21 protein-coding genes and 1 riboswitch are annotated in these 24,698 nt (G+C 36.3%); of the genes, 15 read left to right on the top strand and 6 right to left on the bottom strand.

The features are described 5' to 3' along the window. Positions 1 to 580: 580 nt before the first annotated feature. Positions 581 to 2,878 carry a TonB-dependent receptor gene (locus AC07XU_RS06435; protein WP_494942794.1) on the bottom strand — a complete coding sequence of 766 codons (2,298 nt, stop codon included), beginning with the start codon at positions 2,876 to 2,878 and terminating at the stop codon, positions 581 to 583. Positions 2,879 to 3,064: 186 nt separating this feature from the next. Next, positions 3,065 to 3,418 carry a hypothetical protein gene (locus AC07XU_RS06430; RefSeq protein ID WP_494942793.1) on the bottom strand — a complete coding sequence of 118 codons (354 nt, stop codon included), beginning with the start codon at positions 3,416 to 3,418 and terminating at the stop codon, positions 3,065 to 3,067. Between the two features lie 43 nt (positions 3,419 to 3,461). Here AC07XU_RS06430 and hutU point away from each other — a divergent pair, with 43 nt between their 5' ends. The 14 genes from hutU to AC07XU_RS06360 all read left to right on the top strand — a co-directional run bounded on the left by hutU (position 3,462) and on the right by AC07XU_RS06360 (position 16,553). After that, complete coding sequence (hutU, locus tag AC07XU_RS06425) at positions 3,462 to 5,129, top strand: urocanate hydratase (RefSeq protein ID WP_494942792.1); 1,668 nt, start codon at positions 3,462 to 3,464, stop codon at positions 5,127 to 5,129. A gap of 214 nt (positions 5,130 to 5,343) precedes the next feature. Then, positions 5,344 to 5,410, top strand: a riboswitch (Fluoride riboswitch). 26 nt (positions 5,411 to 5,436) lie between these two features. Next, the gene (locus AC07XU_RS06420) at positions 5,437 to 6,744 is read left to right on the top strand and encodes a voltage-gated chloride channel family protein (protein ID WP_494942791.1); all 1,308 of its coding nucleotides are present in this window, start codon (positions 5,437 to 5,439) and stop codon (positions 6,742 to 6,744) included. Positions 6,745 to 6,862: 118 nt separating this feature from the next. Further along, positions 6,863 to 7,516, top strand: a complete 654-nt coding sequence (locus AC07XU_RS06415) for a TetR family transcriptional regulator C-terminal domain-containing protein (RefSeq protein WP_494942790.1) — start codon at positions 6,863 to 6,865, stop codon at positions 7,514 to 7,516. Positions 7,517 to 7,598: 82 nt separating this feature from the next. Then, positions 7,599 to 8,906: an ABC1 kinase family protein gene (locus tag AC07XU_RS06410; protein ID WP_494942789.1), complete on the top strand. Its 1,308-nt coding sequence runs from the start codon at positions 7,599 to 7,601 to the stop codon at positions 8,904 to 8,906. A gap of 84 nt (positions 8,907 to 8,990) precedes the next feature. Then, positions 8,991 to 10,445: an SDR family oxidoreductase gene (locus AC07XU_RS06405; RefSeq protein ID WP_494942788.1), complete on the top strand. Its 1,455-nt coding sequence runs from the start codon at positions 8,991 to 8,993 to the stop codon at positions 10,443 to 10,445. Positions 10,446 to 10,533: 88 nt separating this feature from the next. Next, positions 10,534 to 11,157, top strand: coding sequence for a Crp/Fnr family transcriptional regulator (locus AC07XU_RS06400; RefSeq protein WP_494942787.1), 624 nt, complete (start codon positions 10,534 to 10,536; stop codon positions 11,155 to 11,157). A gap of 58 nt (positions 11,158 to 11,215) precedes the next feature. Continuing rightward, positions 11,216 to 12,007, top strand: a complete 792-nt coding sequence (locus tag AC07XU_RS06395; protein WP_494942786.1) for a sulfite exporter TauE/SafE family protein — start codon at positions 11,216 to 11,218, stop codon at positions 12,005 to 12,007. Between the two features lie 79 nt (positions 12,008 to 12,086). Continuing rightward, positions 12,087 to 13,475: an MBL fold metallo-hydrolase gene (locus AC07XU_RS06390; protein WP_494942785.1), complete on the top strand. Its 1,389-nt coding sequence runs from the start codon at positions 12,087 to 12,089 to the stop codon at positions 13,473 to 13,475. A gap of 2 nt (positions 13,476 to 13,477) precedes the next feature. Beyond that, the gene (locus AC07XU_RS06385) at positions 13,478 to 13,795 is read left to right on the top strand and encodes a rhodanese-like domain-containing protein (RefSeq protein WP_494942784.1); all 318 of its coding nucleotides are present in this window, start codon (positions 13,478 to 13,480) and stop codon (positions 13,793 to 13,795) included. Between the two features lie 8 nt (positions 13,796 to 13,803). Next, positions 13,804 to 14,394, top strand: coding sequence for a methyltransferase domain-containing protein (locus AC07XU_RS06380; protein WP_494942783.1), 591 nt, complete (start codon positions 13,804 to 13,806; stop codon positions 14,392 to 14,394). A 5-nt stretch (positions 14,395 to 14,399) separates the two neighbouring features. Next, positions 14,400 to 14,693: a thioredoxin gene (gene trxA / locus AC07XU_RS06375; RefSeq protein ID WP_136875895.1), complete on the top strand. Its 294-nt coding sequence runs from the start codon at positions 14,400 to 14,402 to the stop codon at positions 14,691 to 14,693. Positions 14,694 to 14,697: 4 nt separating this feature from the next. After that, entirely contained in the window at positions 14,698 to 15,408 is a 711-nt protein-coding gene (locus tag AC07XU_RS06370; RefSeq protein ID WP_494942782.1) for a thioredoxin domain-containing protein, read from the top strand. An 82-nt stretch (positions 15,409 to 15,490) separates the two neighbouring features. Next, a complete protein-coding gene (locus tag AC07XU_RS06365; RefSeq protein ID WP_494942781.1) occupies positions 15,491 to 16,054 on the top strand; it encodes a YeeE/YedE family protein in 564 nt (187 codons plus the stop codon). Between the two features lie 4 nt (positions 16,055 to 16,058). Next, positions 16,059 to 16,553 (top strand): DUF6691 family protein, encoded by a 495-nt coding sequence (locus AC07XU_RS06360; protein WP_494942780.1) that lies wholly within the window; start codon positions 16,059 to 16,061, stop codon positions 16,551 to 16,553. A gap of 22 nt (positions 16,554 to 16,575) precedes the next feature. Here the strand turns inward: AC07XU_RS06360 and AC07XU_RS06355 are convergent, their stop codons facing one another. Beyond that, positions 16,576 to 17,259 (bottom strand): potassium channel family protein, encoded by a 684-nt coding sequence (locus AC07XU_RS06355; RefSeq protein WP_494942779.1) that lies wholly within the window; start codon positions 17,257 to 17,259, stop codon positions 16,576 to 16,578. Positions 17,260 to 17,427: 168 nt separating this feature from the next. Between AC07XU_RS06355 and AC07XU_RS06350 the strand changes: the two genes are divergently transcribed. Beyond that, on the top strand, positions 17,428 to 18,357 hold the full coding sequence (locus AC07XU_RS06350; protein WP_494942778.1) for a hydroxypyruvate isomerase family protein: 930 nt from the start codon (positions 17,428 to 17,430) through the stop codon (positions 18,355 to 18,357). A gap of 199 nt (positions 18,358 to 18,556) precedes the next feature. Here AC07XU_RS06350 and AC07XU_RS06345 read toward each other — a convergent pair whose 3' ends face one another. The 3 genes from AC07XU_RS06345 to AC07XU_RS06335 form a co-directional block, all read right to left on the bottom strand. Further along, positions 18,557 to 19,399, bottom strand: coding sequence for an endonuclease/exonuclease/phosphatase family protein (locus tag AC07XU_RS06345; protein WP_494942777.1), 843 nt, complete (start codon positions 19,397 to 19,399; stop codon positions 18,557 to 18,559). A gap of 95 nt (positions 19,400 to 19,494) precedes the next feature. Next, a complete protein-coding gene (locus AC07XU_RS06340) occupies positions 19,495 to 21,270 on the bottom strand; it encodes a RagB/SusD family nutrient uptake outer membrane protein (RefSeq protein ID WP_494942776.1) in 1,776 nt (591 codons plus the stop codon). Between the two features lie 26 nt (positions 21,271 to 21,296). Further along, on the bottom strand, positions 21,297 to 24,608 hold the full coding sequence (locus tag AC07XU_RS06335; protein WP_494942775.1) for a SusC/RagA family TonB-linked outer membrane protein: 3,312 nt from the start codon (positions 24,606 to 24,608) through the stop codon (positions 21,297 to 21,299). Positions 24,609 to 24,698: the final 90 nt, after the last annotated feature.

The raw sequence follows: 24,698 nt of genomic DNA, 5'->3' as shown, positions 1-24,698 counted from the left end.
AAGATACCATCCTAAGTATAGCGGAAGGTTTAATATAATTTTATCTGAATTAAATAGTCTTCGACTACGCTCAGACTTGCAATATTTGTTAACTCATATCCATTCTTTGCAAGGCTCAGATTTCCACTACAACCGGGTTTAAAAATAAAGGCTTTTGCTCCTATTTATGGTTAGGCATTTAGCAAATAGCAGCATTGCCCAAGTTTTATAAACGGGATCGTAGCGAAAATCCTTTTACTAGATGTCCGCCACGGCGGACATTTAGGGTAAAAGATTGAAGTGCAGAGCCCGACTAACGTTGATAAAAGCTACAGCAATTGCTTTTCAAAAAATCTAAAGATTATGTTTTGTTCCAAAACTTTGGCTAAAGATACCATCCTAAGTATAGCGGAAGGTTTAATATAATTTTATCTGAATTAAATAGTCTTCGACTACGCTCAGACTGACAAATTTTCAAAAAAGCCACAGCTGTACAGCAAAAATCTGTAAACTGTAGCTTTTTAATTAGGTTGCTACCCCTTACTTATTCTAATTGTTAACCAGTGAAAAATCATCACCAATGAACTAACGAACCAGTAAACTAATTTATAGGAATACTTACACCCAAAGTAACGTTTCTACCTGGGTTAAAAATATTAGCTAATTTATATCTACTTAGGTGATTGTAATATAGTTTATTGGTTAAGTTTTGTCCGGTTACCCAAACATTAATTTTGCTATTTTTCATTTTTAATGAGGTACCAAAACCAGCATCTAACAAGGTATAACCATCAGTTTGGGTTTCAAATTCATCAAAACGATCTTGTTTAAAAACATTTGTTAAACCAATTTTGATGTAGCTGTCTTTTAAACCTTTAATGTTCGGTTCAAAACGTAACTCATTATTCAATGTTGCAGCTGGTATAAAAGGTAAAGCAGAATCATCTGCTAAGTTTTTGCCTCTTACGTAAGCAAAAGTATTTTCAAAATGTAGGGCTTTGATTAGATGGAAATCTACAGAAGCTTCACCACCTACTAATTGCGCATCTGTTTGCACGTAACGATAAACTGGTAAAATACTAACTGTACCGTCTTCTTCATCATAAGGAATAGTTTCGCTGCTAAAATTACCTGGATAAATATAATTGTAAATGCGATTGCTGTAAGCATTTAAACCGAAAGTTACCTTTTCTGCGTTATACTCTAAACCTAAATCGAATTGTAAACTGGTTTCTTGTTTTAAATCGCTATTACCAATTTCATATCTGAAAGTGCCTTCGTGTTTACCGTTTGCGCCTAATTCTGCAATATTTGGAGATCTAAAGCCAGAGCCCACATTTCCTTTTAAGTTTAGATTTTTAGCCAACTCAAAAGCAAAACCTAAAGACCCAGAAACGTTAGAGAAGTTGTTATTAAATGCTGTAAAAACCTGATTACCGTCTTCAAATAAATCTTTACCATCAACTGTTTTATAATCGTAACGCACACCTGCATTAATGGCACCGTTTTTAAAATTACGTTTTAAATAAACAAAGGCACCAATATTATTGCTAGTATAATCTGGAATTAAGAATTCATCACCAGCGTTTACATTGGTTTGATACATGCCTTGCACACCAACCGTTGGCTCCCAAACTCCCTTGTTAGGGAAAATATATTTCACATCATAAGTGTAAGAATTCAAGCCTAAATTTAAGCCCGGCTCATCGGCACTTTCTTCAAACTCTTTACGGATGTTACGCTGAAAAGCTAACGTACTTTTTAACTGTCCGCCACCTAAAAGGATGTTACTATTTAATGCAGCACGATAATGATTGATGTTTTGGAAAGGCAAGGCAATTTCTCTTTTTCGAGCGTCACGATTTGAAATCACATTTCCATCTTCATCAAAATAACTACCACCAGCATCAGGTCCTTCCTCAACTAAACCAACATTAGTATTAAAGCGAGACAAGTTTAAATGCGCATATCCCCAAGTTTTATTTAACCCAAGCATCCCGCTAAAATTCGTTTCATTAAAACCAGAATTAGGCACGTTAAAACCTTTATATCTATAGCCGTAAGCATTTTTGTAAGAAACTCTACCTCTATAAACGAAACCGTTATCATTACCTTGCAACATTAGTGAAGATGCTGTTAAGCCATTATTTGCGCCATAACTTGTCGTAAAATTTCCATTAAACTCACCTTCTGCTGGCACCAAATCTTCAATAATATTGATCACGCCACCCAATGCATCAGAGCCATATAACAAACTTGCCGGACCTTTTAATATCTCAATTCTTGCTGCTGCAAATTGATCTGCTTGCACACCATGTTCATCACCCCATTGTTGGCCTTCTTCTCTCGCACCATCAACAATGGTTAAAACTCTATTGTAACCTAAACCTCTAATGGTTGGCTTAGAAATAGCACCACCCGTAGTAATCTGCGATATACCAGGCACCTTTGCCAATGCATCAATGATATTTGTACCAGCAGATTGTGCTAACTTTTCACGGCTAAGTGAAACAACGGCTAAACTATTGGTTTTGTTATTTGCACTAAATGGCGTACCGGTAATTACTACCTCTGCACTTTCTATAACAGATGCTTGAAGGGAAAAATTAATGTTTTGTGTTGATGCTAAATCTACAATTTGCGATGCAGTTTTATAACCTAAATACCTAACTTCTATTAAAAACTTGCCTCTTGATGGAACGTTATTAAAACTAAATTCGCCGTTGGCGTTGGTAACTGTGGTGGCCTTTAAATCTGAGATATAAACCGTTGCACCAACTAAAGGTTGTTGTGTTGAAGCATCAATAACTTTTCCTTTAAATGACGCTAACGAATCGGCAACTGCCGGAAGCGTAAAGAACACGCTCAAAAAAGCCAATAATAGGCCTAACTTTTTCATAATAATATTTTTAGAGATAAACATCATCGCAAAAGCAAATACGTTTATCACGATTAGTAATGGTTTTGTGTAATTCTACTTTTACAAAAATCTATGTGATTAGCTATTTTGTCAAAGTTCAAATGATAAACTATGACATACGATTTAGATAGCTGTAGATTTTTATTAAAGTAATAGGATATAAATTTACGAAAAAACGGGTGGCCCTCTTAACGAAGTTAATACGAGCTCTGCATAAGAGCTCGTGATATTTGTTGCAGTAAAATGAAATATGTTACCTTCTAGATAGGTAATAAATGTAGTTTTATCAATGGTATAGTTTTTCTCGAAATGAGCCTTACAAATTAAACAAGTTTCTTGCGTTGTTTTAAGATGTAGGTGGTGTGTACAATGTTTTTCTACAACTGTTACCTGCTGCTCATGATGGTGTAGCGAACTCCATGGCGTTATGGCAAGCGTAAACACCCAAAGCAGTGCAAAGGTTAAAATCTGTTGAATATGTAAACGTCGCTTTTTCAATTCTGATGCAAACCTAAACAAATAACAATATTTTTTTACATTTGAGTTGTAACATTGCCTTGATATGACCACAAATATAAACGAAGGTTTAAACCTTAAAATTAAGAACACACCAACGGGAAATAACTTAACCTGCAAAGGTTGGGTACAAGAAGCTGCCTTAAGAATGTTATTAAACAACTTAGATCCAGAGGTTGCTGAGCGACCAGAAGACTTAATTGTATACGGTGGAAGAGGTAAGGCCGCCAGGAATAAAGAAGCTCTTGAGCTGATCATCAAAGCGCTTCAAACCTTAGAAAATGATGAAACTTTACTCATCCAATCTGGCAAACCTGTTGGTGTTTTACCAACCCATAAAGATGCACCGAGAGTTTTAATCTCTAATTCTCAATTGGTACCCAAATGGGCTACTCAACAACATTTTGATGAGTTAGAAGATAAAGGTTTAATAATGTACGGACAGATGACGGCAGGTTCGTGGATTTACATTGGCTCACAAGGAATTGTACAGGGAACGTATGAAACATATGCCGCTCTGGCCAAAAAACATTTCGATGGAAATCTGGCTGGAACCTTAAATGTTACTGCCGGTTTGGGTGGCATGGGTGGTGCACAACCGTTAGCAATTACCATGAATAATGGTGTTTGTTTAGCAGCTGATGTTGAAGAATGGCGTATCAAAAAACGTTTAGAAACTAAATATATTGATGAGATTGCTTATGATATTGATGAAGCGATTGATAAAGCATTACAATACAAAAATGAGCACAAAGCGATTTCGATTGGTGTAGTTTGTAATGCTGTAGAACTTTTACAAAGATTAATCGATAGAAATATTACTCCAGATACGTTAACCGACCAGACTTCGGCACACGACCCATTAATTGGCTATTTGCCAGAGGGAATTTCTAACACCGAAGCCAATAAATTAAGAGCTGAAAATCCAGAAGAATATACCAGACGTTCTTACGCTACAATGGCAAAGCATGTACAGCAAATGTTAGCATTGCAAAAACGTGGCGCAATTACTTTTGATTACGGCAATAATTTACGTGGAAGAGCATTAGAAGTTGGCGTTAAGGATGCCTTCGATTTCCCTGGATTTGTACCTGCATACATTCGACCGTTATTTTGCGAAGGCAAAGGTCCTTTTCGTTGGGCAGCTTTAAGTGGCGACCCACAAGATATTTACGAAACGGATAAATTGATTTTAGAACTTTTTCCAGAAAACGAGAGCTTAAAACGCTGGATTATGATGGCACAAGAACGCATTGCTTTTCAGGGTTTACCGGCTAGAATTTGTTGGCTAGGGCAAGGCGAACGAGAAAAAGCTGGTTTAGCTTTTAATAAATTGGTAGCCGAAGGAAAAGTAAAAGCGCCAATTGTAATTGGTAGAGATCACTTGGATACCGGTTCAGTAGCTTCTCCAAATAGAGAAACTGAAGCAATGCTCGATGGTTCTGACGCAGTAGCAGATTGGCCGATTTTAAATGCATTGATTAATACTGCTGGTGGTGCAAGTTGGGTTTCTTTACACCACGGTGGCGGTGTGGGCATTGGCTATTCTATACACGCCGGAATGGTAATTGTTGCCGATGGAACTGATGATGCAGCTGCTAGAATAAAACGCGTTTTGCATAACGACCCAGCTATGGGTGTAATTCGCCATGCAGATGCAGGTTATGATATTGCAAAAGATACTTTGAGAAAACATAGGTTGGGGTTGAAATAAGATATGAGAAGTGAGATAACATGTATAAGCTTGAGGGCTAATTCAAAAAATAGTTAGTCATCCAATGAATATATACATTTTGCAGATATTCATCGGATGACTATCGTTGAGTACAATCCTGAGTGTGGCCGAAGGATTGACAAAAGGTCTTCGACAAGCTCAGACTAATAAAATTTTCAGAATACATTCTACTCTTCTAAATAATTCCTAAATTTGTTCACAAGGAAATGGTGTCTTCCTATTCGAACCGCCCTCAAAAAGCTGATGACGCCTGGTTATAAATGCAAAACATTTAATCAGGAAAGCTATGTCAGTAAAAAAGAAAAAATCAAGCAAGCAAAAAATTAAAATCAACACTTTCGACTTTTTTAGAAAGTATCCTACTGTGCCATACATTATTAAATGGCTCTGCATTAGTTTAATTATTGGGGCTTTAATTGGTACAGCATCTGCTGGATTTTTGCAGTCATTAAATTGGGTTACCAACTACCGTGAAGCTAATTTATGGATCATCGCATTGCTCCCTGTTGCAGGGTTAGGTATTGGCTTACTTTATCATTATTATGGTAAGGATGTTGATGCGGGCAACAATTTACTAATCGATACCATTCATGAGCCAAAGCAAACCATCCCGTTTAAAATGATGCCCTTTGTATATATTGGTACGATTGCAACCCATTTATTTGGCGGTTCTGCAGGGCGAGAAGGCACCGCTTTACAAATGGCTGGAGCCATTGCCGATCAGTTTAGCAAACCTTTTAAACTTAACTCAGAAGATAGGAAAACGTTAATTATTGCCGCAATTGCAGCAGGTTTCGGTTCTGTTTTTGGAACTCCATTGGCGGGTGCAGTTTTCGGGATGGAAGTTTTCCTCATTGGCAGAGTAAAATATAATTCTATTTTTCCGGCATTTGCCGCAGCCATTATTGCAGATATTGTAACCAAACTTTGGAACACGCCACATACCCATTACCATATTGATTTAGTTCCAAGCATCTCGTTCTTAAACCTGGGTTATGCCATTTTAGCGGGTGCAGCTTTTGGCCTATGTGCGGCAACTTTTAGCAGAACTTTACGCTCTGCTAGCTCAATTTTTAAAAGCAAAATTAACTATCCGCCACTGCGACCGTTTATTGGAGGGCTAATTTTAGTTGTAATAATTTACTTTTCTGGTACCACAAAATACATTGGTTTGGGTATACCAACTATTGTAGATTCTTTTAACCAACAAATGCCAACATACAGTTTTGCGATTAAGATGGGTTTAACGATACTTACTTTGTCGGCAGGGTTTAAAGGTGGCGAAGTTACGCCACTATTCTTTATTGGCGCTACATTGGGCAGTGCGTTATCGCTGTTTTTACCTTTACCAGTAGCACTTTTAGCCGGAATGGGTTTTGTAGCCGTTTTCGCCGGAGCAACCAATACCCCTATTGCTTGTACTTTAATGGCTATTGAATTATTTGGCAGCGAATGTGGTGTTTATGTAGCCATTGCTTGTACGGTTTCTTATCTGCTTTCAGGACATACGGGTATCTACGGCAAACAGGTAATTGGCGAAACTAAAAACAGTAGGTTTTCTAATTATTTGAATAAGCGAATTGGGGAGATTTAGTTGTTATAAAGAACAATTCCACACAATTTTTATTGCAAATCCGTGATAAATAAAGTCTTAATTTTGAGTGGTTTCACAAACCAACACCACATTTTTTACGTTTTTAAATAAAAAGAAAATGGCAACTCAAGAACAGATCAAAAAAGGTTATATCGACTATGTTTTAACAAACGATGAGCAACCAAAATCAGTCTATAGTTTTGTTAAAAAGTTAAAAATTACAGAGGCCGAATTTTATGCTTTTTACGCTTCTTTCGATAGCATTGAGAAGAATATTTGGTTTGGTCTTACGGTAGAAGCCATAGATGAAGTTAAAAAACAAGAACTTTGGGAGCAGTATTCATCTCGTGAGAAAATGTTATCTTTCTTTTACAGCTATGTAGAATTGCTAAAAAGCCAAAGGAGTTTTGTAATTTACAGTCTAAAAAAGCAGCCTAAAAAATTAGGTACGCCAGCGGTTTTATCTGGTGTTAAGCCAATATTCGAAAACTTTGCCGAAGAAATCATCAATGATGGATTAGCCAGTGGCGAATTGGCTGATCGTAAGTTTTTTGCCAAACGCTACAAAGATGCGCTGTGGGTACAGTATGCTTTTATCCTTAATTTTTGGATAGATGATGACAGCAATGGTTTTGAAAAAACTGATGAAGCAATCGAGCGAGGCATTCAAGTTACCTTCGATTTATTTCAGCGTTCGCCAATTGATAACCTTTTCGAATACGGTAAATTCTTAAGCCAAAACGGAAAGTTAAAAGAAAAAATGGGGTTTTAAATCTGGATTAATTCCTTTTAAACAGCTGTTGATTGCATGTATCAACGCTAACCTCCTACACCAATAAAAAAGAAAACAACGCATGAATACGCAAGAAACAATGCCTACCACCAAGGTAGAGCGTTCTGCTAAATTTGTAAAAACAGGTTTCCAGATCGGCGGAAATTATATTAAACATTATTCTAAAAAGATTTTCAACCCTAGTTTAAGTAGAGATGAATTGAATGAGGATAATGCATCAGATATTTACAACTCATTAAGTGAATTGAAGGGTTCTGCGCTAAAAGTTGCACAAATGCTAAGCATGGATAAAAACATCCTGCCAAGAGCTTATGTAGATAAGTTTACGCAATCGCAATATAATGCACCACCTTTATCTGGACCACTTATTGTACGCACTTTTACCAAAAGTTTCGGTAAAACGCCTGAGAAGATTTACGATAAATTCAACATCAAATCTACCCATGCCGCTTCTATTGGCCAAGTGCACGAAGCCGAGTTAAATGGCAAAAAACTCGCTGTAAAAATTCAGTATCCAGGGGTTGGTGATAGCATTTCATCAGATTTAAAACTGGTAAAACCTTTTGCGTTTCGCTTATTGGGCATGAGCGAAAAAGAACTGAACATCTACATTAAAGAAGTGGAGGAACGTTTGCTAGAAGAAACCGATTATGAGCGTGAAGTGAGGAGCTCTATCGAATTTGCTGAAGCATGCAACAACTTAGACAATGTGATTTTCCCTAATTATTATCCAGCACTTTCTAGCAATAGAATTATTACCATGGATTGGATAGAAGGACAACATTTAAAAGAGTTTTTAGCTACCAATCCTTCTCAAGAATTAAAAAATAAAATTGGCCAAGCGCTGTGGGATTTTTACAATTTTCAACAGCACGAATTGCGGAAAGTACATGCAGACCCGCATCCTGGCAACTTTTTAATTACTAAAGACGAAAAATTAGGGGCGATAGATTTTGGCTGCATTAAAGAAATGCCTGATGATTTTTACGAGCCGTTTTTCTCTCTTACTTCTACAGATTTATTCGAAAATAAAGAAGAAACTATAAAGGCTTTTAGAGCGTTAGAAATGATTTTGCCAAATGATACGCCAGCGCAAATTGAGTTTTATTACAAAGCTTATAAAGAAATGATTTCACTTTTTGCTAAACCTTATGTAACACCAACATTCGATTTTAGTGAGAACGAATTTTTTGAAGCTTTATACAGTTATGGCGAAAAAATTGCCAAGATGCCAGAATTTAAACAAGCTCGTGGGGTTAAGCACTTTATTTATATTAACCGTACTAATTTTGGTTTATACAACATTTTGCATGAGTTAAAGGCAACCGTTAAAACGGATACTTTTAAGCCTCAGTTAAAAAGCAAATAACAATTTAACAAAGTTGATTGTTTGTTAGTCATCCGATGAATATAAACAGTTGCCAATATTCATCGGACGACTAATTTGAATATTATGAAAATTCTCCTTACAGGCGCCAATGGCTATATCGGCACAAGATTATTACCGGTTTTATTAGATCAAGGCCATGAGATTGTTTGCATGGTTCGCGATCCGCGAAGGTTTGCTTTAGAAAGTGATTTTGGCGAAAAAGTACAAATCATAACTGGCGATTTATTAAATCCTGAGAGTTTAAAAAATATTCCGAACGATATAGAAGCAGCTTATTATTTGGTGCATTCCATGTCTGGCCAAGGCGCAGATTTTGCAGATTTAGAATTACAATCAGCACAAAATTTTGTTACTCAAATTAAGCAAAGTAACTGTAAGCAAATCATTTACTTAACAGGAATTGTGAACGATGAACAATTATCTAAACACTTAAGTTCTCGTTTAGCCGTAGAAGATGAATTAAAGAATTCTGGAATTGCATACACCATTTTAAGAGCTGCGATTATTATTGGTTCTGGCTCTGCATCATTCGAAATTATTAGAGATTTAGCAGAAAAACTACCGGTTATGGTAGCGCCAAAATGGGTAAAAACCAGATGCCAACCCATTGCCATAAGAGATGTTTTAGAATACTTATGTGGAGTTTTAGGTAATGAAAAAGCCTATGATCAAGTTTTTGATATCGGCGGACCAGATATTTTAACCTACAAACAAATGATTTTGCAATATGCAGAATCAAGAGGTTTAAAAAGATGGATTTTAACCGTTCCGGTTTTAACGCCAAAACTTTCATCCCTTTGGTTAAACATGGTAACTGCAGTACCTTATTCATTAGCCAGAAGTTTGGTTGATAGCATGAAAAATGAGGTAATTTGCAGCAATGATAATATAAAAAATGTAGTCCCTAAAAAATGCATTACCTATCGGGAAGCATTGGCATTAGCATTCGAAAAAATTGAACAAAACTCGATCGTAAGCAGTTGGAAAGATGCCCTAAACAGAGGCTACTTAGAAACTTCGTTTATGGATCAAGTTAAAGTGCCACAAAATGGTACGGTTGAATACAAAGTAAAAATGCCTTTTGAGCGCAAAGCGGAAGAAGTTTTCGAAAACATTTGGGGTATTGGCGGCAACCGCGGTTGGTATTATTTAGATTGGCTTTGGAGCTTACGCGGCTTTTTAGATAAAATGTTTGGCGGTGTAGGCACCAGACGAGGTAGAACCAGTAACACATCTTTGCAAGCCGGAGATGTTTTAGATTTTTGGAGGGTTTTACTAGCCGATAAAGAGCATCATCGTTTACTGCTTTACGCAGAAATGAAAGTACCTGGAGAAGCTTGGTTGGAGCTTAAAATTATTCAATTTCACGGTAAATCTTACCTTTCGCAAATTGCTACATTTAGGCCACATGGTTTATGGGGCAGGGTCTACTGGTACGCCATGTTTCCTTTTCATTTGGTACTTTTTAAAGGAATGGCTAAGCAGATTACAACTTACAAGCCAAAGCCAGCAGCTTAGATTTAGATTGGAAAGCTGGAAGGCTGCAGAGTGCCAAACGCTATTCCTTAAACGCCAAACCTTAAACTTATTTCCCTAACTTTACTTCATGCAAAACCTCGATCAAGTTGAAGAGTTAAAATCATCACCAGAATTGATTGCCAAACTATACGCCAATAGCATCATGAAAAATTATGAAGCTGGGAGCATTATTTTGAATGAAAATTCACACATCAGGGCTATCCCTATTGTAACTAAAGGGAGCATGAAAGTTATCCGAACCGAAGAGGATGGTAGAGAGATTTTATTGTATTACATTAAAGCTGGAGAAAGCTGTATCATGTCTTTTTTAGGTGGCATGCACAATGAAACAAGTAAGGTAAAAGCAGAAGTAGAAGAAGATGCAGAAATTTTATTTTTACCGATTGATAAGGTTTCACTTTTCATTAAGGAATATCCGCAATGGTTAGATTATATTTTTCGCTTGTACCATAAACGTTTCGAAGAATTATTAGAAATTGTAAATGCAATTGCCTTTAAAAAAGTAGATGAGCGTTTACTGAACCTGCTCTATAAAAAAGCAGAACTAACCGATAATAAAATAATTGCAATAACTCATGAGCAATTGGCAAATGAGTTAGGAACAGCACGTGTGGTTGTTTCTCGTTTACTCAAGCAATTGGAAGATCAAGGAACGGTAAAATTGGGTAGAAACAAAATTATTCTTGTGTAACTAAAGTAACTGTAAGCGATGTTAGGATAGCCTACTTTTGTAGTATCAAATCTTAATAATGGAGTTTACAGGTTACTTTGCATCAATTCTTATTGGCATTTCATTGGGCTTAATTGGTGGTGGAGGCAGTATTTTAACCGTACCGGTGATGGTTTACCTATTTGCTGTTGATACCGTTTTAGCCACAACATATTCTCTTTTTGTAGTGGGATCTACAAGTTTAGTAGGATCATTCTCCTATTTTAAAAAAGGATTAATCGACATTAAAACAGCAGTACTTTTCGGTTTACCATCTGTTGCTGCTGTTTTTTTTACCCGACATTACATTCTTCCCGCCATTCCAAACCACATTACAAATTTTGGAAGTTTTGAATTGAGTAGATCTGTATTACTGATGGTGTTTTTTGCAGTGCTAATGGTTTTCGCCTCTTACAGCATGATTAAAAAAGAGGCAGAAGATATTGCTATCGATGGTAAATCTACCAACAACATTTGGGTGATTGTACAAGGTTTAATGGTAGGTATAGTTACAGGATTAATTGGTGCTGGCGGCGGTTTTTTAATTATACCTGCTTTAGTTAACTTGCTTAAACTCCCAATAAAAACTGCTATTGGAACGTCGTTAATTATTATTGCTGTAAACTCATTAACCGGATTTGGTTTTTCTCTGAGTCATAACCACATTGAATGGTCGTTTTTACTTACCATAACATTCATAGCCATTTTTGGCATTTTCATCGGCATTTATTTATCAACCAAAATAGAAGGTGAAAAATTAAAGCCTGCTTTTGGTTGGTTTGTGCTGGTTATGGGCGTTTATATTTTAATTAAAGAAACTATATTAAAATAATTTGAGTTGTGTAACTAAAGTAACTGTTTAACAATGTTATTTGCCACAACTTTGTATCATCAATTAAAAATAAAATCTTATGTTTTTTCAACACGTTTATGATAAAAGTTTAGCTCAAGCCAGCTATTTAATAGGTTGCCAAGCCAAAGGCGAAGCCATTGTAATTGATGCGCAACGTGATATGGATGTATATCTTAAAATTGCAGCACAAAACAATCTTAAAATTACCCATATCACCGAAACGCATATCCATGCCGATTTTTTATCAGGTTCTAGAGAATTAGCTGCTGTTACTGGGGCTAAGCTTTACTTATCAGATGAGGGTGGCGCCGACTGGCAATATCAGTTTGACCATGTGGGCTTAAAGCATGGCGATGTAATTAAAGTTGGCAATTTAACCTTAGAGGTTTTGCATACGCCTGGTCACACACCAGAAAGCATCAGTTTCTTGTTAACAGATCATCCGGCTACTAATGAGCCTGTAATGATTTTTACCGGAGATTGTGTTTTTGTTGGCGATATTGGCCGACCAGATTTATTAGAAAAAGCAGCAGGTTTAGTTGGCACGCAACAAATTGGCGCAAAGCAGATGTACTCATCTATTCAGCGTTTTGCAACACTACCTCCTTTTGTACAAGTTTGGCCAGGCCATGGTGCGGGTTCTGCTTGCGGTAAAGCTTTGGGCGCTGTACCGAGCTCAACCGTAGGTTACGAAAAAATTAGAAATTGGGCTTTTCAATATCAAGATGATGAAAATGGTTTTGTAAACAATTTATTGGCGGGACAACCAGAGCCTCCAAAATATTTTGCCATGATGAAACACCTGAACAAAGTTGAAAGACCTTTATTGGTAGAAATACCACAGCATCAGGAACTAAGCAAAGCACAATTTTTACAAGCGCAAAGCGATGGCATAAAAGTTATTGATACTCGTAATAAAATAGATTTTGCAAAAGGATTTATTCCCGGCAGCATTAATATCCAACACAATAATAGTTTGGCTACTTGGGCAGGATGGATTTTAAACTATCAAGAGCAATTTATTTTGGTGGCTAACGCAGATGAAATGGAAGAAATTACTAGAAAATTGATGCGCATTGGCTTAGACAATATATACGGTTTTGTTAGTGATGTTAATAATTTAGGCATAACACTTCAAACTGCCGATGTTATTGAATTGCAAACTTTTAAAACTTATATAGGAAAAGATGATGCACAAATTGTTGATGTGCGGGGCTTAAGCGAATATCAAGATGGACATATCGAAGGTGCTGAACATGTTTTTGTTGGCACTTTACAGGATAATTTAGATAAAATTAGCAGAGATAAACAAGTAGTTATTCACTGTCAAGGAGGCGACCGTGCCGCAACTGCCTATTCGCTTTTAAGAAGAAATGGTTTCGAAAATGTTAAAAATTATTCGGGCGGAATGAAGGAATGGTTAGCTAATGGAGGCAAAACAGTTTAATTATGAGATTTTTTTCAGCATTGTTTGGCAAGGCCGATCATACTAAATTAATAGAAGCGATTAATCAAGGTGCATTTTTGGTTGATGTGCGTAGTCATGGAGAGTTTGCTTCGGGTAGCGTAAATGGCGCAGTGAATATCCCTCTGGATAATTTGCAGCAGCAATTAGCTAAATTTAAGGGAAAACAAAATATAATTGTTTTTTGCCGCAGCGGAAACAGAAGCAGCATGGCTAAAAACATTTTAGCAAAAAGTGGATTTCAAAATGTAATAGATGGTGGTACGTGGCGAAATGTAAATAAGCTTGTAGATAATCTCTAAATTTGTGCATGCAAGCAAATCAACTCGATCAATATTTTTGGAATAACCGTTGGGAAAACCAACAAACTGGTTGGGACATTGGTATAGCATCACCTGCTATTACTACTTACATGGCACAATATCATCATAAAGATGCGGCAATTTTAATACCTGGTTGTGGAAATGCCCATGAAGCCGAATGGTTGCTACTAAATGGCTTTACCAATATTAGTCTGATAGATATCGCTCCAAAAGCAGTGGAGATGCTTAAAAACAATCATTCAAAGCATCCAGAAGTGAAAGTGATACTAGGCGACTTTTTTGAGCATCAAGGACAATATAACCTCATCATTGAGCAAACCTTTTTCTGTGCCATCCATCCAAATCTGCGTTCCAATTATGTGGCACAATCATCAGCACTGCTTAAACCTGGCGGAAAAATTATCGGCGTGCTTTTTAATACCACATTTGACAAAGCTGGTCCACCTTTTGGGGGAAACACTAGCGAATATGAGCAACTATTCGAAAATCATTTTATTGTTAAAAAATTGGAAAATTGCTACAACAGCATTAAACCTAGAGCAAACACAGAAGTTTTTATCAACTTTGTTAAAAAATAAATAGCATGACTTTTCAAGAAATCATTAACCAAGATAAACCAGTTTTAATAGATTTTTTTGCCGAATGGTGTGGACCATGCAAAATGATGGCGCCAATGTTGGATGACCTGAAAAAACGTGTAGGCGATAAAGCGAGCATCATTAAAATAGATGTAGACAAAAACCAAAAAGCGGCTGCTGCTTATCGAGTTAGTGGCGTACCTACGCTTATTTTGTTTAAAAAAGGCGAAATCCGTTGGCGTCAATCTGGTGTAATACCAGTTTCAGATTTAGAAAGATTAATAAACGAGAACGTTTAATTGTATGTATAAAGGTATTTTCATTTTCATTGCTGTTATCATTTTAAGCAGCTGTAGCAATGCGCAAACTAAGTCGGCAATCAATCGCCTTACGGCAACAGAAGTTGCAGATCAACTTAAAAAAGACCCAAACATTCAGCTACTTGACGTACGCACACCTAGTGAATTTAAAAACGGACATGTGTCTAATGCTGTTAATGTGAACATTAATGATGATAATTTTAATACCCAAATTGCTTCATTAAACAGAGATAAACCTGTTTTTGTATACTGTTTGAGTGGCGGCAGAAGCAATGCAGCGATAAAACAATTACGTGATGCAGGTTTTAAAAATGTAACAGAAATGCCTGGCGGGATGATGGAATGGAGGGCTAAAAATTTGCCCGAAACCAAAGATACAAATGCTAGTAAGGCAAAAGGATTAAGCTTAGCTCAATATAAAGCCTTAACAAAATCAGATAAATTGGTACTCGTAGATTTTTACGCCGATTGGTGTGCGCCATGCAAAGAAATGAAACCCTATCTAGACAAAATTTCGAAAGATATGGCAGATAAAGTGGTAATAATTCGCATCGATGCAGATGCAAATACAGAACTCTGCAAAACTTTAAAAATTAATGCACTTCCTGTACTTAAACTCTACAAAAACGAAAAGATGATTTGGGATAATTTGGGTTTTATTGATGAAGCTTCGGTACGTAAAAAGTTGAAGTAATTTTTGCTTATGTAACCAAAGTAACCGTTCTACAATTTTAGATGTTGCATTTTTGCAGCATACAAAAACACCTTAGATTAATATGCTAGAATTTTTAAAGCAACCTTGGCCTTGGTATATCGCCGGACCGCTCATTGGATTAACCGTACCTGCACTTTTAATATTGGGTAATAAATCGTTTGGCATCAGCTCATCATTAAGGCACATTTGCGCAGCTTGTTTACCAGCTAACATTCCTTTTTTTAAATACGATTGGAAAAAGGAAGCATGGAACTTATTTTTTGTGTTCGGAATTTTGATAGGTGGAGCTATTGCTATTAATTTATTATCAAACCCCAACCCTATTGAGGTAAACCCCAAATTAGCTACAGAATTAGCTGGTTATGGTATTACCAATTACGATAACTTAATACCACAAGACATCATGAATTGGCCAGCGCTATTAACCCTAAAAGGTTTCTTGCTAATGGTTTTCGGCGGATTTTTGGTAGGCTTTGGCACACGTTATGCAGGCGGATGCACCAGCGGCCATGCCATTATGGGCTTATCTAATTTACAATGGCCTTCTTTAGTAGCCACTGTTTGTTTTATGATTGGTGGTTTTATTATGGCCAATTTAATTTTACCTCACATTTTAGCACTTTAACAAAATGAAAAACAAAGAAAATACAGATTTTGAAGTACGCTCTTTAGATGCGATGTGTGTAAACGAAAGTCATTTAGAACATAAATGGTATCATAACACTAAATACTTAATTGTTGGGGTTTTATTTGGTATTATTTTCGTAAAATCAGAAGTTGTCAGTTGGTTTCGGATCCAAGAAATGTTCCGTTTACAGTCTTTTCACATGTACGGCATTATTGGTAGTGCAGTTGTAGTAGGTATGGTATCAGTATGGTTGATCAAAAAATTCAAGATCAAAACCATTTATGGCGAAACTATCGAATTTCACCCAAAAACGTTTAACAAAGGTCAAATATATGGAGGCTTGTTATTTGGCTTAGGCTGGTCTATCACAGGTGCTTGTCCGGGACCACTTTTTGCTCAAATAGGAACAGGAGCAACAGTAATTGTAGTAACCTTGTTAAGTGCTATTGCCGGTACTTGGGTATATGGTTTAATTAGGGAAAAACTACCACATTAAAAGTTAAAACGCATTTATTTATTTATTTCACTTTGTGATCAACAATGGTTTGAGATACCAATCTGGCAATAACAACTGCGGGGTATAAAATGCCAATTGCCGAGAGTAAAACAGAAAGCATTCGTGCAGCCATACCATCAGGATAAATATCACCATAACCGACTGTAGTTAACGATACTAAACTATAATAAACATAGGTTGCATAATCTTTATCGTTATTGTTTAACACGATGTTTCCAGCTATAGATTTTCCGCTATAGATTTTTAAAATTTCGAAAGCAAAAGCACCCATCAAAGCAAATAATAAATAAACATTAACTGCACCTATAACTCTATAAACATTGCGCTCAGCATTTCTAAATAATAATCTAACATTAATGAATATGAACAAACTCATATTTACCAAGCCTACCAAGCGCTCTAGCAAATAAAATTCATTTGGGGTATCATCAAATCTAATTAACAACAATATGATATGGGCAATAAATAAGAATGAGGATACATAAATATTCCATTTATCTTCGCTAGAAAAAATGCCTATAAAATAAAGAGTAAGAAATAGGAGGTTTAAAAATAAAACATTCACAATCCCCCCATCAACCAAAATAGGCATAACAAACACCATAAATATCAGCATGACTAAAAGCGTAATAAAGCTGGTATCAGAATGCCAATAATCTTTTACTCTATTAATGACGTGTCTCATTATAATTCGAATTGCTGATTTACTAAAGTTAACTATTTAGATTGTAATTACTTTGTTAATCCTCAAATGACAAACTATAGTTTTATCAATTAAAAAGACTAAAATTTTGAAACCAAATTTTGTATATTCCCAAAAATCTTTTTCCCAATTGTAACAACCAACAACAAGATGAAAAGAAGCGAATTTATAAAATCTAGTTTACTTACTGCTGGCATTATCACTACTGGAACAGGAATAAGCAGCAGTTATGCAGCAGAAAAAAAGCACAATACATTATCCGACAAAACTTTTAATATGGATTATGCGCCTCACCAAGGCATGTTTGCTAACCACGCAGGAAAAAGTATGCTTGACCAAATTCAATTCATGTACGATAGGGGTTTTCGGTCTATTGAAGACAATGGTTACTTAAACCGCAGCATCGAAGAGCAAGAAAAAATTGGAGCCTTATTAGCCAAATTAGGCATGCGCATGGGTGTTTTTGTTGTAGATGGTGGCGATAATTGGAAAACATCCTTAACAACAGGCAAAAAAGAATTTAAGGACAAGTTTGTAGAAACCTGTAAAAAATCTGTAGAAGCTGCTAAAAGATGTAATGCCAAATGGCTAACCGTTGTACCAGGTTTTTATGAGCGAAATTTGCCTTATGGAAATCAGTTTGCGAATGTAATAGATGCAATGCGTGCTGGTGCCGAAATATTTGAACCGCATGGTTTAATTATGGTTCTAGAAACATTGAGTGATACACCAGAATTATTTCTACAAAAAACCAATGAAACTTATGCCGTTTGCAAAGCTGTTCAAAGTCCATCATGTAAAATATTGTACGATATTTATCACATGCAACGCACCGAAGGTGATTTAATTAAAACCATAGATCGTTGTTGGGATGAAATTGCCTATATCCAGATTGGCGATAACCCTGGGAGAAAAGAACCAACCACCGGAGAAATTAATTATAAAAATATATTTAAACACCTTCACAAAAAAGGTTATAAAGGCGTTATGGGAATGGAGCATGGAAACTCCAAACCAGATAAAGCCGGCGAATTAGCCGTAATTTCGGCTTATAGAGAAGTAGATAATTTTCTTCAATAGAAATAAGAGGTTGTATCAAAACTGATATTTTGAAAGGTCGTCATGCTCAGCTTGACTGGGCATCGTAATGCAAGTAATAAACAAATTATTTCGCTTTACGATTCCCGCGTTCGCGGGAATGACGAAACCGCCAATTATAATTTTTTAAAAATTCATTGGTCTATTTATTATTGATACAACCTCTATTTTGTTTACAGCGCTATTTATTTAAAGTAACTCTAGCTAAAACAGGAAAATGATCTGATGGAAATTTGCCAAAATAAGTATCTGTTAAAATACCCCATTTATTTGCGCTAAACTGCTTACTCATAAAAATATGATCGATAACAGCTTCGCCTCTTGGCACTCTAAAACCATTTGATGAAGAGTTATTGGCATAAGGATGTTTCACGCTTTTGTGTACATCGCTAATTACCGTAGAATTTGCGAGTGTTTGGTACCATTCACTATTTCTTCCTCCATTAAAATCGCCTGTTAGCAAAACCGGAGAGTTTCCTGCAATTTGATTGATTTTTTTAAGCATCAGCACACTGCTTTCTTTACGAGCAACAACACCTTGATGATCAAAGTGCACATTAAATACATAAAATTCCTTTTTAGAAATTAAATCTTTTAAAAATATCCAAGAGCAAATCCTGTTGCAGCAAGTAGCATCCCATCCTTTACCAGCAATATCTGGTGTTTCTGATAGCCAAAAATCACCGCTCTTTAGCAATTGAAATCGATCTTTTTTGTAAAAAATTGCAGAGTGTTCACCTCCACTTTTACCATCATCTCTTCCTTTGCCATAAACAGCATATTCTGGCAAGGCCGAAGAAATATCAGACAATTGATTTTGAAGCGCTTCTTGGACACCCAAAACATCAAACTCATGAAACCTGATTAGGTTTGAAACAATTGCTGATCTGTCTTTCCATAGGTTTCCACTATCTTTCGGATTGTCAAAACGAATATTAAATGTGCCAATGGTAATTTGCTGCGCTTTGCTATAAATTGTGCTAACACTTAAAAATAATGCAAGCAATGCTAATTTTATTTTCATTTTAACTTTAATTTTTAAGTTATAAACTTTAAGGCTTTTAATTATCTCAAACTTTGACAATCTAAAAAAAGATTGTCAAAGTAGAATTTACCATTTTATTCCCATCCAAGGTTTTGTTTCAAATTTGGATTACGTTGTAAATCATTTAATGGAATTGGATAATAATAATTGCGCTCATTCCATTTTCTAGGGATTTCATTCATCCACGTTAATTCACCCGATGTACCGTTTTTTAAAATCTGAGAGTTTACCGCATTACCAATTCTTGGAGAAACATCAACATAAGTTAAATTTGCTCCTAAATTTGGCCTTGTTCCCTGATAAAATGCAACATCAAAAACTCCATCTTCATTTAAATCCATTGGTGTGTTTAAGGCTGGCACATAAAAACCATTCCATTCTTTTTCCATTAAATCTCCAGCTTTCCATCTTAAAATATCCGCAAAGCGAAACCCTTCTAAGCTCAACTCAATACCACGATCTCTCCTAATTTCCATGATAGATGCATTGGTGACAGAAGGATAATAATTAGCCACCATATAGGGATCTAAAGTAACAGGTTTTAAGGCCAAGCCTCCTGTAATACCCGCTCTGGCACGTAATGCCCCAATAGTTAAAGCCCAGTCTGCATCAGTTAATGTTCCCAACTCTGCTTTTGCTTCGGCATAATTTAATAAAACCTCCGCATAGCGAAATAAAATAACAGCATTTGTATTAAGCGCCCCTGCATCTAAAGCCATATCATCTAAGGTTAATTTTATTGGCTGATAACCTGTAAAAGTGTAAGAAAAAAGTGGTGGCGCTGCTACTGGCTGACCATTACTAATTCTCTTATAATCACCTAAACGGATGGTTTGCTTCAATCTTAAATCCCTGTTTTTCACTTCATCTTTAAAAAGCATGGTGGTGTAAGCCGGATCATTGGTATAAGGAGAACCATCCAATTTAAGATAAGTATTAATGAACCTACGGGTAAAACTTGCCTTAGCTCCATAAGTTCCACTTGTCCACCACCAGTTTGCATCATTTAATACTCCTAAATTTACATCAGATACATTGGCTTGTAACACCTCGTTTATTAAAGGTGCGTTGCTCGTAAAAACCTGGCGATAAGATGAGCCTGCCCCACCTGTAGTATTTAGAGAAAAACCTCCTTTTTTGATGATTTCATCAGCAGCTGCTGCAGCTTCTGTTAGCCATCTATTTGCCGTACCTGCCAAGTTTAAATTGGTATGGTATTTTCTAAAAGTTCCTTCAAATAAACACAACCTAGATTTGTAAGCATAGGCAACCCATTTGGTAACTGTTGTGCGACTAGGATCGTTAGTAGCTTTGATGTTCTCACAAGCATAATTAATATCGGCCAAAACAGAATCCATTACCAATTCTCTCTTATCTCTACCTGCGTTTAATGCCGGATCATCTATCGCTAAAGGTTTGCCAATCCATGGCACATCGCCAAAGCGTTTTACCTTTTCCACGTAAAAATAGGCTCTAAAATAGCGGGCTAAACCTAAATAGTTTCTGCGTACATCTTCAGGTACTGCCGGATCATTACAGTTTTCGATAAAATAATTAATGTTTCTTAAATCATTCCATGACCAGCCAGAGCTATTGTTGGCAGCGAAACCACCAACTCTAATAAAATCAGGTACGCTTCTTACAGCCAAATAATCGGTCATTGCATCTAAGCTGATGGAGTTTCTTGGTAAAAATCCCATGTTATAAAAAGAGTTGGTATATAATTTAAGTCCGTTTTCTGAGCCGAAAACAGCTTTCTTGGAAGCCGTAGATTGCGGTTCTTGATCCAATTTTTTACAAGCCACTATGCTTAAGCAGCTCAGTAAAATTAATATGATTTGTTTTTTCATCTTGATTGATTGCTATACTATAAAACTTAAAATCCAATATTTAATCCTAAAGAGAAAGATTTCATTAATGGATAATTGTATCCATCACCATTGGTACTGTTACCGTTTAAATCTTGATCTGATGGAACTGCATTCTCTACATCAATTGTATTTTTAACAATTTTATACATTGGCGAGTAAGTGAATAGATTTTCTCCGGAGAAGAATATTTTCGCACTGCGAGCACCCACCCTATTAATTAATTTTGCCGGAAGATTATAACCTACTTGTATATTTTTCATTCTTAAATAAGCCACATTTTGTAAATAACGCGTTTGTGCTACACCTAAAGTTCTGTTGGTATTGCTTGATGCAGCTCTAGACATTGTTCTCGGGAAATAGGCGTTTGTGTTATCTGGTGTCCACATGTTGCCTAAATGAAAAGTTGGAATATTGTTGTAAGGTCTATTATACTGGCCCCAAAACATTTCTGTTTCTGTACTTGGATACCATTGTTGTTTACCTACACCTTGGAAGAAAACAGAGAACGAAATATTATTCCAGCTTGAGCCGAAATTAATACCATAAATATATCTTGGAGCAGAATTACCGATAATTCTTCTATCGCCAGAGTTACCTACCCTATTTTCGCCAACGTTGATAAAACCATCACCATTTAAATCTCTCAACTTAATGTCACCAGCAAACCATTTTCCGGTAGGAGAAGCACGCATTTGCGGATCTTGCTTAGCATGTGCGGCGATATCAGCATCATCAATAAAAAAACCTTCGGTTTCGTAACCCCAAATCTCGCCCAATGTTTGACCTTCGTAATAATCACTCAATAACTTATTAGGATTATTATACTTGTCTATTTTCGTTTTATTATCTGATAAGGTTAACCTTACATTATAGCTAATTGGTTTGGTTTTGTTTCCAAAAGTATCATTCCAGCCTAAAGATATTTCCCAGCCTCTGGTGGTTAAATCTGCATAATTACCTTTTGGTACCGCTGCTCCAAAAACTGCTGGCGGAGTTAAACCTGTAGTAAACATATCTGTTGTTTTACGGATATAAGCATCACCACTAAAATTCAGTTTGCCAGCAAACATCGTAAGGTCTAAACCTAAATTACTTGTAGTAGAGGTTTCCCAAGTTAAGCCCTCTGGCAAAACAGCCGGGATACCTGTAGTTTGCGGCCTTGCACCATTAAGAATAATCCCAGATTGGTTGATATTGAAAATTTCCTGAAAAGCATACGATGCGATATTACCATTTCCCAATGAACCATAAGAAGCTCTTAATTTTAAGTCTGAAACCAAGTTGTTTGAAACTTTCCAGAACGGTTCCTTATTGATTCTCCAACCTGCAGAAACAGAAGGGAAAAAACCATAACGCTGATCTGCGGGGAATTTTGATGAGCCATCATAACGAGCATTAACTTCTATTAAATAACGATCTTTAAATGAATAATTCAATCTAGAAAAACCACCTAAAATTGCCCATTGCTCATAACCGCCACCAGTTGTAATCGATTGACCAAGCGCTAAATTTAAATCGTTTGCATCTTCAAAAATTAATCCGTTACGCTGTACTGCAATACGATTATAGGTTGATTGCTCATAATTATAGCCCACCATTGCTTTTAGGTAATGATTGGCACCAAAACGATTTTCGTACTCCGCAAAAATATTTGTAGCCAAGTAATTGGTTTCTCTCAAATCAGAAAGTAAATCGTTAGTAGTAGTACCAACATAACCAATAACACCAGGCGCATTGCTGTAAGGTACTTGTACTCTTTTTTGCGTTCTATCATTATTGGTATTACGGAAAGTAAAATCTGCATTTACACGAAACTTATTGTCGAAGAAATTGGTACGGATCCCGGTTACATTTCTAAAAACTGCTCTTTTGGTATCGATACCATTTTTACCGTACATAAAATCTCCAATGGTATAAGCAGATGCAAAAGTTAATGAACCATCGGGATTGCGGAGTGGTACAGTTGGTTTGCCTTCATCAGCAATATTTCTCCAAATACCACCACCTTCACCCACGTTAATAGGGTTATGGTAATTCATGATAGAGTAATCGGCATTGTTATCTATACTTAACCACGGAAAAACTTGTACTGTTCCTCTAGCACGAATGTTTTTCATATCGTAATCATCTGAGTTATATCTAAACAAGCCGTCTTGCTCTAAAAATCTTCCTGATAATAAAAACGATACTTTATCACTACCACCACTTACAGATAAATTGTTCTCGAATGCAGCTGTATTCTTTTTATATAATTCTGCATAATAATCTGTACTGCCATAATACACATACTCACCAGTAGCTGGGTTAATTTCTACAGTATTGTAAGGCTGACCAGATTCTGCTCTTCTTTTAAATTCATCTAAATAAGCCTGCGAAAATTTCTGCGTTTTATTGGCATTTTGAGGAAAAGCTCCATCTCCATTTATAAAAGCTTCAGCAAACATTTTTGCCCAAGTGTAGCCATCGGTAACAAAATCTGGCACTTGTAAAGGGCTTTTTAGGGCATAATTGGTAGAGTAATTTACACTTGTACGCCCTTTATCAGCTTTTTTTGTAGTAATTAATACCACACCGAATACACCTCTTGCGCCGTAAATTGCTGCCGAAGCTGCATCTTTAAGTACAGTTACACTTTCAACATCATTTGGGTTAAGTAAACTTGGATCACCTTCAAAACCATCAATTAATATTAACGCATTGCCACCTTGCCCAATAGAAGTTGTACCCCTAATGTTGTAACTAGGCGATTGCGTTGGTTTGCCATCCATCATTTTAAGATTTAAATTGGGTATTAAACCTTGCAAACCTTGAGTAAGGTTTGTAATTGGCCTATTTTCGATACTTTTAGCAGTAACCTGGTCTACTGCACCAGTCGCATTTTCTCTCTTTTGCGTTCCATAACCAACAACCAAAACTTCATTTAATGAACCCGTTTCTCCTTTAAGGGTAATGTTTAAGGATGTTTTTTCGCCTGCCTTAACAACAACCTTATTTAAAGTTACACTAGTGTATGAAATATAGCTTACTACAACGGTGTAATTACCAGCTGGCACATTTATGCTGTACGCGCCATCTACATTACTTTGCGTAGATTTATTTAATTCTTTAACTACCACATTTGCAAAAGGCAATGGTTCCCCTTTTTCATCAACTATCTTTCCGTTGATGTTGCTTGGATCTTGCACTTTTTTAACAAAAGAAAAAGATGAAGCATGCCCTGCAGAAGACCATGCAGAAAAATTGAGCGCACTAGTAAGTAAGAATGCAAAAGATACACCCTTAAAAAGTTTGCGCCTTAATCGTAAAGTTTTTTTCATTGTGTTTGATTTATTTTGTCAACTAAAATGTTTTAGTAAAGCCACACGGGCTATTAACGCGACAAAACTATCGGCACAATATGAATGCTA

This window comes from Pedobacter sp. GW456-11-11-14-TSB4, assembly GCF_059424425.1.
The sequence above is the reverse complement of the archived record's forward strand: the minus strand, read 5'-3'. Positions and strand labels throughout refer to the sequence as shown.

Coding starts and splice junctions, on each gene's coding strand:
- AC07XU_RS06405 (WP_494942788.1), top strand. CDS start 8,991: ATGAAAATTCTCCTTACAGGCGCCAATGGCTATATCGGCACAAGATTA.
- AC07XU_RS06370 (WP_494942782.1), top strand. CDS start 14,698: ATGTATAAAGGTATTTTCATTTTCATTGCTGTTATCATTTTAAGCAGC.
- AC07XU_RS06355 (WP_494942779.1), bottom strand. CDS start 17,259: ATGAGACACGTCATTAATAGAGTAAAAGATTATTGGCATTCTGATACC.
- AC07XU_RS06345 (WP_494942777.1), bottom strand. CDS start 19,399: ATGAAAATAAAATTAGCATTGCTTGCATTATTTTTAAGTGTTAGCACA.
- trxA (WP_136875895.1), top strand. CDS start 14,400: ATGACTTTTCAAGAAATCATTAACCAAGATAAACCAGTTTTAATAGAT.
- AC07XU_RS06420 (WP_494942791.1), top strand. CDS start 5,437: ATGTCAGTAAAAAAGAAAAAATCAAGCAAGCAAAAAATTAAAATCAAC.
- AC07XU_RS06400 (WP_494942787.1), top strand. CDS start 10,534: ATGCAAAACCTCGATCAAGTTGAAGAGTTAAAATCATCACCAGAATTG.
- AC07XU_RS06390 (WP_494942785.1), top strand. CDS start 12,087: ATGTTTTTTCAACACGTTTATGATAAAAGTTTAGCTCAAGCCAGCTAT.
- AC07XU_RS06350 (WP_494942778.1), top strand. CDS start 17,428: ATGAAAAGAAGCGAATTTATAAAATCTAGTTTACTTACTGCTGGCATT.
- AC07XU_RS06435 (WP_494942794.1), bottom strand. CDS start 2,878: ATGAAAAAGTTAGGCCTATTATTGGCTTTTTTGAGCGTGTTCTTTACG.
- AC07XU_RS06385 (WP_494942784.1), top strand. CDS start 13,478: ATGAGATTTTTTTCAGCATTGTTTGGCAAGGCCGATCATACTAAATTA.
- AC07XU_RS06380 (WP_494942783.1), top strand. CDS start 13,804: ATGCAAGCAAATCAACTCGATCAATATTTTTGGAATAACCGTTGGGAA.
- AC07XU_RS06340 (WP_494942776.1), bottom strand. CDS start 21,270: ATGAAAAAACAAATCATATTAATTTTACTGAGCTGCTTAAGCATAGTG.
- AC07XU_RS06335 (WP_494942775.1), bottom strand. CDS start 24,608: ATGAAAAAAACTTTACGATTAAGGCGCAAACTTTTTAAGGGTGTATCT.
- AC07XU_RS06415 (WP_494942790.1), top strand. CDS start 6,863: ATGGCAACTCAAGAACAGATCAAAAAAGGTTATATCGACTATGTTTTA.
- AC07XU_RS06395 (WP_494942786.1), top strand. CDS start 11,216: ATGGAGTTTACAGGTTACTTTGCATCAATTCTTATTGGCATTTCATTG.
- AC07XU_RS06365 (WP_494942781.1), top strand. CDS start 15,491: ATGCTAGAATTTTTAAAGCAACCTTGGCCTTGGTATATCGCCGGACCG.
- AC07XU_RS06360 (WP_494942780.1), top strand. CDS start 16,059: ATGAAAAACAAAGAAAATACAGATTTTGAAGTACGCTCTTTAGATGCG.
- AC07XU_RS06410 (WP_494942789.1), top strand. CDS start 7,599: ATGAATACGCAAGAAACAATGCCTACCACCAAGGTAGAGCGTTCTGCT.
- hutU (WP_494942792.1), top strand. CDS start 3,462: ATGACCACAAATATAAACGAAGGTTTAAACCTTAAAATTAAGAACACA.